Origin of the sequence: Bradyrhizobium sp. Mp27 (assembly GCF_029953005.1) — a bacterium.
GTDB lineage: Bacteria > Pseudomonadota > Alphaproteobacteria > Rhizobiales > Xanthobacteraceae > Bradyrhizobium > Bradyrhizobium barranii.
The window spans coordinates 38,789-51,365 of sequence record NZ_JASAUS010000058.1 but is presented as its reverse complement, the minus strand read 5'-3'; the positions used below and the strand labels follow the sequence as shown (position 1 = coordinate 51,365).

Genomic DNA, 12,577 nt, shown 5'->3' with positions numbered 1-12,577 from the left:
GCGGGCGTGGCGTTCGCGGTTGGAGGTGATGGGGTTGGCTTCGCAACCGAATCCTACGCCGCATCAGCGCTTTACCCCTGAGGCGCACTCTTACGAATAAGACGGGCTAGATGGGTCGTATGACAACGTTCTTGCCCACGGATATCTCTCTTTGGACGACCGACAGAAGTTAGAGCATGGCGTCATCCGCAACTATACGAGCAACTGTTTGTACCCACTGAACTTGCAAATCATCGATTGGCTTTCGAAGGACGATTATTTCAAAGGCGGAGGCAGACAACAACAGGCCAAAGAGCTCTCAGTAAGATTGCAGACCCTTTTTGCTCATTTGGTATTGTGGCGCGCCAAGTACGAATTTTGGATACCTTCCAGGCCGGAGCGCGCCATCGTATACATGGCTGACGAGGATGCTCACGGCATAAGTTTTCCCACCGGTATCGAGGACCTGATTTCTCGCGTGGCCGATGACATGATCGGCTCGCCGGGCGAGGCGGCGACTGGGAAGAGCCCGTGAGAAGCTCTACGGCTTCGGCGGGTGAATGAACGCCCAGGGGCTCACCTCCGAATCCCGGGTCACCTCGACCGAGATCAGATACGGTCCGCCATGGGCCAGCGCCTTCTCCATCGCCGCCTTGAACTGATCCGGCGCCGTCACACGCGCAGCCGCAACGCCAAAGGACTCCGCGAGCTTGACGAAATCCGGATTGACCAGATCGGACGCCACCACGCGGCCGTTAAAGCGCTCGCGCTGGTCGCGGCGGACATTGCCATAGGCGTTATTGTTGAACACCAGCGTCACCACGCCGATGTTGAACTGCACGGCGGTGGCAAGCTCCTGCACGCCGAACATGAAGCCGCCGTCGCCGGTGATCGCGACCACCGGCTTGTCGGGATTGGCGACCTTGGCGCCGAGCGCGGTGGGGAAGCCCGAGCCGAGCGTGCCCTGATAGCCCGACGTGATGAAGGTGCGCGGCTCGTAGATCGGAAAGCCGTACCAGGACGCGAAGCCGAACTGCGACAACTCATCGGTGACGATCGCGTTCGCCGGCAACACCTCGCGCAGGATGTTGAGATACGCCATCTGCGGCTGGATGCTCTGGATCTCTGCCACCGCGGACGCGGTGGCCTCGCGGATCGCGGCGCGGCGGCCGGCGGACTTGCTGTAGCCGGCCTTGTTGACCGCTTGGATCAGATCGGCGGTCGCGGTTTTGGCATCGGCGACGATGGCGGTGTCGGAGATGAAGCGCCGCATCTCGACGGGATCGATGTCGATGCGGATGCTCTTCAACCCGTCGGGCCGATACGGCCAGCGCGACATGGTCGGCAGCTCCAGCCGCGAGCCGATGCCGATCATGAGATCGGTCTTCGGCCATAGCTTGTAGGCGGCCGCCATCGTGAGCCCCAGCTCGTGCGCGTTGGAGACGATGCCGCGCCCGCTGCGGAAGGCGACGACGGGTGCATCGATCATCTCGGCGAGCTCGAGGATTTCGTCGCGCGCCTCGATCGCGCCGCTGCCGACAAAGATCATCGGCGCCTTGCTGCTCCTGATCACCGCGGCCGCCTGCGTGATCAGATCAGGATCGGGCAACGGCGCGGGCAGCGGCTCCAGCACCTTTGCGGCACAGGTGTCCGCGCGCTGGGTGAAGATGTCCCAGGGCATCTCGACCGAGGCGGGGCCGCGTCGCCCGGACGTCATCTCCTGGAAGGCGCGCGACACGGTGGTCGGCGCGTTGCCGGGCGTTTCGATGCGGTCGGCCCATTTCACATAGGTGCGCAAGGTGGCGAGCTGGTCCGGCATCTCGTGCAGGTGGCCGCGGCCCTTGCCCAGAAACTGCGTCGGCACCTGGCCGGTAACGCACAGCACCGGCTCGTTGCAGCCAAAGGCGGTGAGCAGCGCCGCGCTGGCGTTGAGCACACCGGGGCCGGGCACCACGCTGAACACGCCGGGCTTGCCGCTGGAGCGCGCATAGCCGAACGCCATGTAGCCGCAGGCCTGCTCGTGCCGCGCGCCGATCACGTTGAGCTTAGCCTGGTGAAAGGCGTCGAAAAGGCCGTAGACCTGCGCGCCGGGCAGGCCGAACACGGTGTCGACGCCATGGGCGACAAGGCCGTTTACGATCGCTTCGCCGCCGGTGAGGGTGGTCATTGCACTATTCCATTTCGATTGTTGTTCAGGCTTCGTCGACGACGCCATTCCGTAGCATGCCGATGCCTTCGGCTTCGACCTCGACGACATCGCCGGGCTTCAGATAGCGCGGCGGATCGAACCGCGCACCGGCACCGGTCGGCGTGCCCGTCACAATGATGTCACCGGGGACGAGCGTCGCGAAGGTTGAGATATAGCTGATGAGATAGCGGAACGGGAACATCAGCCGGCTGGTGCGGTCGTCCTGCCTGAGCTCGCCGTTGACATGCGTGGTGAGCCTGATGTCGGCGATCTGAGCTTCCCTGGTGTAGGGCACCAGCCACGGGCCGAGGCCGCCGCTGGAATCAAAATTCTTGCCCTGCGTGACGTTGAACTTGGCATGGCGCAGCCAGTCGCGCACCGAGCCTTCGTTGCAGAGCGTGAGCGCCGCGATGTGATCGAGCGCGGTACTTTCCGCAATGTGCCGGCCGGGCTTGCCGATCACCAGCGCGATCTCGCCTTCGTAGTCGAGCTGCGCTGACGCGCGCGGACGCACCAGCGGCGTGTCGTGGCCGACGAAGGAGCGGGGCGAGCGCATGAACATGCTCGGATATTTCGGTGCCTCCTGGCCGTCCTTGTACTCGGCATTGCGGTCGGGATAGTTGACGCCGATGCAGATGATCTTTTCCGGCGCGGCCACCGGCGGCAGCCATGTGATGTCGCCAACTGCATGATCCGGCGCGCGGCCGGCGGCCTCTTCGGCAAGGCTCACGAGCTTTCCGGCCGCGATCACCTCGCGCAGCGTCGGATAGTCTTTTGCGTGGCGTACGGAGAGATCGACGATGCCGCCCTCAAGGACGGCGCCGTACTTGGTTTCACCCTTGACGGAATAGGTGGCGAGGCGAGGGAGCTTCATAGGCAATCTATCTCTCTTGTCGTCCCTGCCTAGTGCGCAATTGCGCACGGGAGCAGGGACCCATACCGCGTGATCTATCGATAGCGTGCGATGACAATCCCGAACGACCAACCTTCGCCAAACTCCTCCCTGTGGTTATGGGTCCCTGCTTTCGCAGGGACGACGGGGAGAGCTATTTTGCCTGTCATAGGCATCAATCCGCCACCAGCACGTCGGCCACGAACTTCGGCTCGCGCATGGCTTGCCCGCTGAACGGCGAGCCCTGCTCGAACCAGGAGCGCGGCGCCGGCGCGCCCCACAGCGTCTGGCGGCGCGGATCGCGCAGCGACCAGCGCAGCGGCTCGTGGTCATGATCGCCGGTGAAATAATCGCTGGTGTAGAGTTCGAGACGGTGCCCGTCGGGGTCGCGCACGTAGAGGAAGAACGCATTCGAGATGCCGTGGCGTCCCGGCCCGCGCTCGATGTTCTTGACGAAGCCCTGCGAGGCCATGACGTCGCAGAGATGGATGATGTTCATCGCCGTCGGCGTCCAGTAGGCGAAGTGGTGCAGGCGCGGACCCTTGCCGTTGGTGATGGCGAAATCGTGCACGTTGCCCTTGCGATGCATCCAGGCCGCGGCGATGCGCCCGTTCGGCCCGTCCTCCTCGGCGTATTCGGTGAGACGGAAGCCGAGCCGCGCGTAGAACTCGACGGTGTCCTGCACCTCGGCGGCGAAGACGTTGAAATGATCGAGCCGCTGCGGGTGGCATCCCCTGTAGAGATCGTAGCGGCGAAGCAGATGCGGGCGGCGGTCCATCGACGCGTAGAGCTCGATCTGGAAGCCGAAGGGGTCGGTGAATTGCAGCGTGCGGCCCTGGAACGGCTGGTCGACGAAGGCGTAAGAGAGACCGTTCTCCGAAAGGAAGGAGGCGGCCTTGTCGAGGTCTTTGTCGTTGCCGACCTTGAAGCCGAGCCGGGCGCAGGCGGGCACCGCCGCCTTGCGCAACACCAGCGAGTGATGCTGGTGCTCCTCGGCTGCGCGCAGGTACACGACATTGTCGTCGGCGTCCTCGACATGCAGGCCAACGGTGGTCTCGTAGAACGCGCGGCTGAGCTTCAGGTCGGTCACGTCGAGCACGACGTGGCTGGAGCGGATGATGTTGAACGGCGGTTCGAAGATGTGTTGCGGTACGGGCATCGGCGTTTCCCCTCGGCTCGACGAGCGTCAGATTCCCAATTTCTGAATCTTGTGCGTGCCCCGCGCCAGCGAGACGTGCTTGGTTTCCATGTAGAAATCGAACGAGTAGTCGCCGCCGTCGCGGCCGATGCCCGAGGCCTTCATGCCGCCGAACGGCGTCGGCAGATGGCGGACGTTTTCCGAGTTGAGCCAGATCATGCCGGCCTCCAGCGCGTCGGCGACACGTAGCGCGCGGCCGACGTCGTTGGTCCAGACATAGCCGGTCAGGCCATAACGGGTGTCGTTGGCGATCTCGATGGCATCGGCTTCGTCACGGAAAGGCAGCACGGTGAGGAAGGGGCCGAACACCTCCTCCTGCGCCACGCGCATCTTGCCGTTCGCGCCGGTCACCAGCGTCGGCTCGACATAATGCCCGCCGCCCGGGCCGTCATAGGCCTTGCCGCCGACGGCGATGGTCGCACCATCCTGCCGAGCAACGTCGAAATAGGAGCAGACTTTTGCGAGGTGCCGCTCGTGGATCAGCGGTCCGATCTCGGTGGCGGGATCGAGCGGATGGCCGACCCTCAGCGCCTTCACGCGCGCGGTCAGCTTCTCGATGAATGTCTCGGCAATGCTTTGCTGGATCAGCAGGCGGCTCGACGATGTGCAGCGCTCGCCGTTGAGGGAGTAGATCATGAACACGACGGCATCGAGCGCGCGGTCGAGATCGGCGTCGTCGAACACGATCACCGGGTTCTTGCCGCCGAGTTCGAAATGCACGCGCTTCAGGGTCGGCGCGCCCTGGACCATGATCGCCGAGCCCGTCGAGCTCTCGCCGACGAAGCCGATCGCCTTGATGGCGGGATGCTCGGTCAGGGCCTTGCCGGCCTCCTCGCCAAAACCGTGTACGGTGTTGAGCACGCCGTCGGGAATACCGGCTTCCTTGACGAGCCTTGCCAGAATCGCGGCCGTCACCGGCGACCACTCGGCCGGCTTGTGCACGACGGTGCAGCCCGCGGCCAGCGCCGGAGCGATCTTCCAGGTCGAGAGCATGAACGGCGTGTTCCACGGCGTGATCACGCCGACCGGACCGATCGGCACGCGGGTCGAGACATTCCAGTGCTCGTCGCTCGGCGTGTTCTGGCCATCGCGCGCCTCGGCGCACTTGTCGGCGAAGAAGCGAAAATTCTCGGCGGCGCGGATCGCGGCCTTGGCCATGAAGCGATGGGCCTGGCCGGTGTCGATGCATTCGAGCACGGCGATGTCGTCGGCATTGTCCTCGATCGCGTCGGCGACGCGGTGCAGCAGCTTCTTCCGCATCGCCGGTCCCATGTCGCGCCAGGACTTAAAGGCGAGGGCGGCAGAAGTGGCTGCGGCGTCGATGTCCTCGGCGTTGCCGCGCGCGACGCTCGCAAGCGTGGCGCCATCGACCGGCGATTTCGTTTCAAAGGTTTCGCCCGAGATCGAGGCGACGGTCTTGCCGTCGATCATGTGGCCGATGCCGTCGGCCTGCAGCTTCTTCAGCAGCGGTGCGACGCGGTCACGATTGGCCTGGAACACATCGGCTTTCGGCGTGGGCTTATCCATGGGCAGCCTCCACTTTCAGGGCGTCGTGGATGTTGTTGCGCTTCCAGCTCGTGTCCTTGTCGTTGATCTGCATGTCGAACGACAGGGCGAACTTGCTGGCGGCGAAGACGGGATCGAGATGTTTTGAAAGCGCCTGGAAGACGTGCTCGCCGGCTTTCTGACGCGTGGGAAGGTCGCGGCCCTCGCCGATGCGCAGCACCATGTCGAGAAAGCCGTAGTCTTGCCGCGCGTCCGCGATCGCATAGTGCTCGCACCTGACGGCGCGGACGCGGATGCCGCCGAGCGGGAAGATGCCGGTCTCGACCGCCGCCTTCCGCACCACTTCGCAAACCGCGCCGATGTCGAGGCGGCCGTCGAGATTGGCCGAATATTCGATGGTGAAATGCGGCATCGCGGTTTCACTCCCTGTTTTTTTGTTCGTCTAAGCGAAGTAGCAGCTCACCGAGCCGTAGGCGCCATAATCGGCCTGAATTGTGTCGCCCTTGCGGGTCTCGATCGGACGGATGAAGGAGCCGGCGAGCACGATCTGGCCGGGCTCCAGCGCAAGGCCGAGCGGCGCGATCTTGTTGGCGAGCCAGGCCACGGACGTGGCGGGATGATTGAGCACGCCGGCGGCAAGGCCCGTCTCCTCGAGCTGGCCGTTTTTGAAGCAGAGCGCGCCGATCCAGCGCAGGTCGACGTCCAGCGGGCGGATCGGCCGTCCGCCGAGCACGATGCCGGCATTCGCCGCGTTGTCGGCGATGGTGTCGTAGATCTTTCGCGTGGCTTTCGTCTTGGGGTCGACACGTTCGATGCGCGTGTCCAGGATCTCAAGCGCCGGCACGACGAAGTCGGTGGCGTTGAGCACATCGAACATCGTGCAGTCGGGCCCCGTGAGGCGCTTGCTCATGACGAAGGCGAGCTCGGCCTCGACGCGCGTGGCGATGAAGCGCTCGGTCGGGACGAGGCCGCCATCGGCAAAGAACATGTCGTCGAGCAGCACGCCGGAATCCGGCTCGTCGATATTGAGCGCGCTCTGCATCGCCTTCGAGGTCAAGCCGATCTTGTGGCCCTTGACCGTGCGGCCCTCCGCGAGCTTGAGGTCGACCCAGGCCTTCTGAATCGCGTAGGCGTCAGCGATGGTAATGCCTGGAAAATCCTGCGAGAGCTGCCGGATCTGGGTGCGGGTCTTCTCCGCCTGATGCAGACGGTTCGCACAAGCTTGGATATCGTCGTTGGAAAGCGCCATCTGTGATCTTACAAATCGTGGTGCCCGGAGATACTTAACATGTTAAATGAATGCGTCAAACACAATTTGGGTTTGCTGCACTGCAAACATTTTGCGGCTTGAAAGGCCGGCTTTGAAAGGACGACATGGCGAAGAGACCGGCTGATCCCGCGAACGGAAGTGAGCCCGCCGCACGGCAGGTGCCGATGCGCGACTTCTCGCGCTCGCTGCCGATGTCGCTGCTCAGGGCACGTGAAGCGGTGATGCGGCAATTTCGTCCCAAGCTGCGCGAGCACGGTCTGACCGAGCAGCAATGGCGCATTCTCCGCGCATTGGCAGCCATCGAGGCCGCGGAGGTGACAGAGCTCGCGCGCACGGCCTTTCTCCTCGGGCCGAGCCTGTCGCGCATCCTGCGCGATCTCGAGGCGCGCAATCTGATCGAGCGCAAGACCGCGAAGGCGGACCAGCGCCGCAGCATGGTCTCGATCTCGAAAGAGGGCGTGAAGCTGATGGCCGCGGTCGCCCCATCCTCGGAGGCGATCTACGCCGAGATCACGCAACGCTTCGGCACGCGCAAGCTCGCCGAACTGCAGGAGATGCTCGGTCAGTTGGAATCGTGTCTCGCTTCCACTGACGCGAGTGACGTTACGGATGAAACGTAACGGCAAATTTGCATGATCACTTTCCAACTACGCATGACTGTCATCATTGCATAACGCTTGGGCAGCGCGATCGCCGCGAAATGCGTGAAAATGCCGTGAGAAATCGCTGAGAATAGAGAGCCGTCGCTGGTGTTGATCACTATTGGGTGCGCGCTCTGCGCAGTTAGTCGATGTTGGCGCAATATCAATTTACTCGTATCGGCAGAATTCGTAAGTAGCATCCGGTCCTGTATTCAGCGATAGAGCCAAAACAGAACCAAGACCAAGAAGGGCCGACAAGGATGCCCGGCCCCAGGGAGGAATGAATGAGACTGACGAGACGCGACTTCGCAGCCGGAATTGCTGCCGGCATTGCCGCGCCATACCTCATCAAGAGCGCGCACGCGCAAGGCGCCACCATCAAGATCGGCATGTGCGCGCCCGTTACCGGTCCCGCCGCCGAGTCCGGCGGCTACGCCGTCAAGGGCGCCAGGCTCGCGCTCGAAGCCGTCAACAAGGCCGGCGGTATCCTGGGAAAACAGGGCGAGTTGATCGTCGAGGACGATCAGACCACCAATCCCGGCATCGTGCTCGCGTTCTCGAAGCTTGCCGCGCAGTCCGACATCGTCGGGTTCCTCGGCTCGATCCGTTCGACCCAGGTCCATGCGATGGCGCCCGACGTGATCAAGCTCGGCAAGCCCGTGATGATCGGCGGTACCGATCCGAATCTCACCCATATGGGCAATCAGTGGCTGTTCCGCTGCCGTCCCAATGACAGCTATTCCGGCCGCGTCATCGCCGAATACGGCGTCTCCACGCTCGCCAAGAAGAAGTGGGCGGTGCTGCACTCGACCGATGCGTTCGGCACCGCAGGCGGCAAGGCGCTGACGGAAGCACTGACGAAACTCGGCGCGCCGCCGGTGCTCGATCAAGGCTACGCCAACCAGAGCCAGGATTTCACCCCGGTCGTGCTCGCGATCAAGCAGTCCGGCGCCGACATCCTCGGTTCCTACTTCACCTTCGAGAACGATCTCGGCATCTTCGCCCGCCAGCTCCGTCAGCTCGGCGTCAACATCCCGTGGGTCGGCTCGCCCTCGATCGTCAACATCACCGCGCTGAAGCTCGCAGGTCCCGCGCTCTACAACACGTATGGCGTGGCGGACTATGCCGAGGATTCCAGCGAAGGCTCGAAGGCTTTCGGCAAGATCTACCGCGATGCGGTCAAGGTCGCGCCCGACAACCAGAGCTCCTGGACCTTCGACGCGATCAACGTGCTGGCGCAGGGCATCAACAAGGCCGGCACGACCGATCCGGCCAAGGTTCGCGAGGCCATTCTCGCGATCAAGAAGTTCCCGGGAGCCGAGGGCGAGTACAATTTCGACCAGAACGGCGACGGTCTCCACGGCTACAACATCGTGAAGAACGACAAGGGCAAGATCGTCTTCGACAAGCACATCGAATTCAACGACTGACGTTGAAGCGGCCTCCCCGATGCCGGTCGGGGAGGTCGTGGCGTCTTTCGTCGAACGCATCTGACCTCCAACAAAAGCTTGTCATGGATCTCGCCCTACAACTCCTTTTTACCGGCATCGGTATCGGCGCCGTCTACGCGCTCGTCGCGCTCGGCTTCGTGCTGATCTTCCGTGCCACCAATGTGGTGAATTTCGCCCAGGGCGAATTCTCCATGGTCGCGGCCTATCTGATGGTCGTCGCGGTTGAAGCCGGTCTGCCCTATTGGGCGGCCTTCATCGTCGCGCTGCTCGGCATGGCGCTGCTCGGTGTCATCTTCAATCTCGGCGTCTATTATCCGCTGCGTCACCGCACCTATCTGCCTGTCATCATCATCGCCACCATCGGCGCCTCGATCCTGCTTGCCAATTCCGTGCTCGCGATCTACGGCCCGCAGCCGCAGGTGCTGGAAGGCTGGTTCGAGACGCCCGGCATTCAGGTCGGCCCGGTCTATCTCGATAGCCAGTATCTGCTGATCATCGGCGTTACCATCTGTCTCGTGATCTTCAATTTCTGGTTCTTCGAGAAGACGCTGCTCGGCAAGAAGCTGCAGGCGACCTCGCAGGACAAGGAGATGGCCTCGCTGCTCGGCATTTCCGTGTCCACCATGATCATGATCACCTTCATCTATTCGGCGGTGCTCGGCGGCCTTGCCGGCATCCTCGTTGCGCCCGTGCTGTTCGTCTCGATCCAGATGGGATCGACGATCGCGCTGAAGGCGTTCGCGGCCACCATCATCGGCGGCTTCGGCGACGTTGCCGGTGCCATCATCGGCGGGCTCGCGCTCGGCGTGATCGAGACCTTTGGTGCGGCCTATATCTCGGTGCCCTACAAGGACGGCTTCGCCTTCCTGGTGCTGATCGCCTTCCTGATCTTCCGGCCGCAGGGCATCTTCGGCGAACGCGTGGCGGAAAAAGCATGAGCGCGCCCAGCGACAACATGCCGATTCCGGCACCCGCCATTCATTCGAAGCCGCTGCTGGTCCGGCACCTGCCGTATTTCATCGGCGCCGCGATCCTGGTTGCGCTCGCCGCGACCATGCGCTTCGACGGATACGTTCACAACATCCTGCTTCAGGCCACCACGTTTTCGATCGCGGTATTCGGGCTCTCGGTGGTGCTCGGCCTGTGCGGCCAGATCAATCTGGCGCAGGCCGCGTTCTTCGGGCTCGGTGCCTATGCGGTCGGCATGGGCACGACGGATCTGCAGCTCAGCTTCTGGCTGTGCCTCGTCGGCGGCTGCGTCATCTCGCTGCTTGCGGGCGCCTTCCTCGGCATGTCCACGCTGCGACTTGGTGGACACTATCTCGCGATGGTGACGATCTCGTTCCAGCAGATCGTCACGCTGGTCATGATCAACGCGATCTGGCTCACGCGCGGTCCCGACGGCGTCCCCAACATCAAGCGTCCCGAGCTGTTCCAGTCCTCGCAGAGCTATCTCGCCTTCTGCGTGGCGATGCTGGCGATCGTCGGCTACCTGGTCTGGCATCTCGCCGACACCAAGCTCGGCCGCGCCATGCGCGCGGTGCGCGACAACGAGCTTGCGGCCGGCGTCAACGGCATCGACGTCTTCCGCACCAAGATCTACGCCTTCGCGCTCTGTGCGCTGCTCGGCGGGCTCGCGGGCGGATTGTTTGCCGGCGGCTTCGCCTATGTCAGCCCCGATCAGTTCTCCTTTGCGGAATCGATCGTGTTCCTGACCATGTCGCTGCTCGGCGGTGTGGCCTCGCCGATCGGTTCTGCCATCGGCACGGGTCTCTTGATCCTGATCCCGGAATGGCTGCGCTTCCTCAAGAGCGTGCCGGGCCTTTATCTCGCAATCTACGGCCTGTTCGTGATCCTGATCATCCGCTTCATGCCCGACGGCATCTGGGGCTTTGTCGCCGACGCCTTCACGCGCTGGCGCGCCAAGATCAAGGCGCCGCCGGCAGCGGCTGCCCTGCAATTGAAGCCGGCGACGATCGGCGGCGACACGGTGCTGGAAGTCACCGGCCTGTCGAAGCATTTCGGCGGCCTCAAGGCCGTCGACGGCGTCGACATCGCCGTGAAGCGCGGCGGCGTGCATGCGCTGATCGGTCCGAACGGCTCGGGCAAGACCACGACGCTCAACGTGCTCTCGGGTCTCTATGAAGCGACAGCCGGCAGGATCGTGCTCGACGGCACCGACATCACCCACATGCCGCCGCATCAGCGCACGGCTTCTGGTCTCGGCCGCACGTTCCAGAACATTCGCCTGTTCCGTTCGATGACGGCGCTGGAGAATGTCGAGATCGGCGCCGAGCGGCCCGGCAACACCATGGTCGGGAAGGGCGACGACGCCCTGACCGAGCGGGCGATGGAGGCGCTGACCTTCGTCGGCCTCGGCAGCCGCGCCAACGAGCTGATCTCGAGCTTCTCCTACGGCCATCAGCGGCTGATCGAGATTGCCCGTGCGCTGGCGTCGAATCCGACGCTGCTGCTGCTCGACGAGCCGGCGGCCGGCCTCAACTCGACCGAGAAGCTGGAGCTGCACGAGCTGCTCAAGCGCATCGCGGCGCAGGGCCTGACCATCCTGATCATCGATCACGACATGACGCTGGTCTCGGAAGCGGCCCAGCACATCACCGTGCTCAACTTCGGACGCCGCATCGCGGACGGCGAATCCCTGGCCGTGCTGCGTCATCCCGACGTCGTCTCCGCCTATCTCGGGAGCGAATGATGCCGTTGCTCGAAATCCGCAATCTGGTGGTGCGCTACGGCGAGATCGAAGCGCTGCGCGGGGTGACCTGCGCGGTGGAGCAGGGGCAGGTGGTGACGCTGCTCGGGGCCAACGGCGCCGGCAAGTCCACGACCTTGCGCGCTATCTCCGGCCTCGCCAAGCCGACCTCCGGCGACATCCTGTTCGACGGCAAGTCGATCGCAGGTCTTGGTCCGGAAGCGATCGTCCGCATGGGCATCTCGCACGTGCCGGAAGGCCGCAGGGTATTCCCGGGTCTCACCGTGAAAGAGAACATCATGCTCGGCGCGTCCAATCGCCGGGCGCCGACCTCGGAGATCTCGCGGGAGGCGGACGCGATGTTCGACCTGTTCCCCGACATCCGCAAGTTCACCAATGCGCTCGGCTGGACGCTGTCCGGCGGCCAGTTGCAGATGGTGGCGGTCGCGCGCGGCTTGATGGCCAAGCCGCGGCTGTTGCTGCTCGACGAGCCCTCGCTTGGTCTTGCGCCCGTCATCGTGCAGGCCGTGTTCAAGATCATCTCGGAGATCCGGCGCAACACGACGGTGCTGCTCGTCGAGCAGAATGCGCGCATGGGCCTGTCGGTGGCCGATTTCGGCTATGTGCTCGAAACTGGCCGTATCGTGCTCGGCGGCAAGCCGGACGCGCTCTGGGGCAACGAAGCGATCCGCGCCGCCTATCTCGGCGGCCATGCCAAGGTGAGTGCTTAACCGGGGAGTTT

Annotated in this window: 12 protein-coding genes; 6 read left to right on the top strand and 6 right to left on the bottom strand. The window is 63.7% G+C overall.

Annotated elements, in window-relative coordinates:
• Window positions 1-151 precede the first annotated feature (151 nt).
• Window positions 152-514, top strand: a complete 363-nt coding sequence (locus QJT78_RS26410; protein WP_281460358.1) for a hypothetical protein — start codon at window positions 152-154, stop codon at window positions 512-514.
• A 6-nt stretch (window positions 515-520) separates the two neighbouring features.
• Here the strand turns inward: QJT78_RS26410 and QJT78_RS26405 are convergent, their stop codons facing one another.
• The 6 genes from QJT78_RS26405 to hpaH form a co-directional block, all read right to left on the bottom strand.
• Entirely contained in the window at window positions 521-2,146 is a 1,626-nt protein-coding gene (locus QJT78_RS26405; protein WP_028146919.1) for a thiamine pyrophosphate-dependent enzyme, read from the bottom strand.
• Window positions 2,147-2,171: 25 nt separating this feature from the next.
• On the bottom strand, window positions 2,172-3,041 hold the full coding sequence (locus tag QJT78_RS26400) for a fumarylacetoacetate hydrolase family protein (RefSeq protein ID WP_028146920.1): 870 nt from the start codon (window positions 3,039-3,041) through the stop codon (window positions 2,172-2,174).
• 193 nt (window positions 3,042-3,234) lie between these two features.
• Window positions 3,235-4,218: a 3,4-dihydroxyphenylacetate 2,3-dioxygenase gene (hpaD, locus tag QJT78_RS26395; RefSeq protein WP_028146921.1), complete on the bottom strand. Its 984-nt coding sequence runs from the start codon at window positions 4,216-4,218 to the stop codon at window positions 3,235-3,237.
• A gap of 27 nt (window positions 4,219-4,245) precedes the next feature.
• Window positions 4,246-5,784, bottom strand: a complete 1,539-nt coding sequence (gene hpaE, locus QJT78_RS26390; protein ID WP_028146922.1) for a 5-carboxymethyl-2-hydroxymuconate semialdehyde dehydrogenase — start codon at window positions 5,782-5,784, stop codon at window positions 4,246-4,248.
• Window positions 5,777-6,175: a 5-carboxymethyl-2-hydroxymuconate Delta-isomerase gene (locus tag QJT78_RS26385; protein ID WP_028146923.1), complete on the bottom strand. Its 399-nt coding sequence runs from the start codon at window positions 6,173-6,175 to the stop codon at window positions 5,777-5,779. Before QJT78_RS26385 ends, hpaE begins: the two co-directional genes overlap by 8 nt.
• A 30-nt stretch (window positions 6,176-6,205) precedes the next feature.
• Complete coding sequence (hpaH, locus tag QJT78_RS26380; protein ID WP_038942990.1) at window positions 6,206-7,012, bottom strand: 2-oxo-hept-4-ene-1,7-dioate hydratase; 807 nt, start codon at window positions 7,010-7,012, stop codon at window positions 6,206-6,208.
• A 125-nt stretch (window positions 7,013-7,137) separates the two neighbouring features.
• Here hpaH and hpaR point away from each other — a divergent pair, with 125 nt between their 5' ends.
• From hpaR to QJT78_RS26355, 5 genes are all read left to right on the top strand, one after another.
• Window positions 7,138-7,653: a homoprotocatechuate degradation operon regulator HpaR gene (gene hpaR / locus QJT78_RS26375; protein ID WP_028146925.1), complete on the top strand. Its 516-nt coding sequence runs from the start codon at window positions 7,138-7,140 to the stop codon at window positions 7,651-7,653.
• A 305-nt stretch (window positions 7,654-7,958) separates the two neighbouring features.
• Window positions 7,959-9,104: an ABC transporter substrate-binding protein gene (locus QJT78_RS26370; RefSeq protein WP_014496849.1), complete on the top strand. Its 1,146-nt coding sequence runs from the start codon at window positions 7,959-7,961 to the stop codon at window positions 9,102-9,104.
• A gap of 83 nt (window positions 9,105-9,187) precedes the next feature.
• A complete protein-coding gene (locus tag QJT78_RS26365) occupies window positions 9,188-10,063 on the top strand; it encodes a branched-chain amino acid ABC transporter permease (RefSeq protein WP_038942989.1) in 876 nt (291 codons plus the stop codon).
• Window positions 10,060-11,838, top strand: a complete 1,779-nt coding sequence (locus tag QJT78_RS26360; RefSeq protein WP_028146927.1) for a branched-chain amino acid ABC transporter ATP-binding protein/permease — start codon at window positions 10,060-10,062, stop codon at window positions 11,836-11,838. The genes QJT78_RS26365 and QJT78_RS26360 overlap by 4 nt, the downstream gene beginning before the upstream one ends.
• Window positions 11,838-12,566 (top strand): ABC transporter ATP-binding protein, encoded by a 729-nt coding sequence (locus QJT78_RS26355; RefSeq protein WP_028146928.1) that lies wholly within the window; start codon window positions 11,838-11,840, stop codon window positions 12,564-12,566. The genes QJT78_RS26360 and QJT78_RS26355 overlap by 1 nt, the downstream gene beginning before the upstream one ends.
• Window positions 12,567-12,577 lie beyond the last annotated feature (11 nt).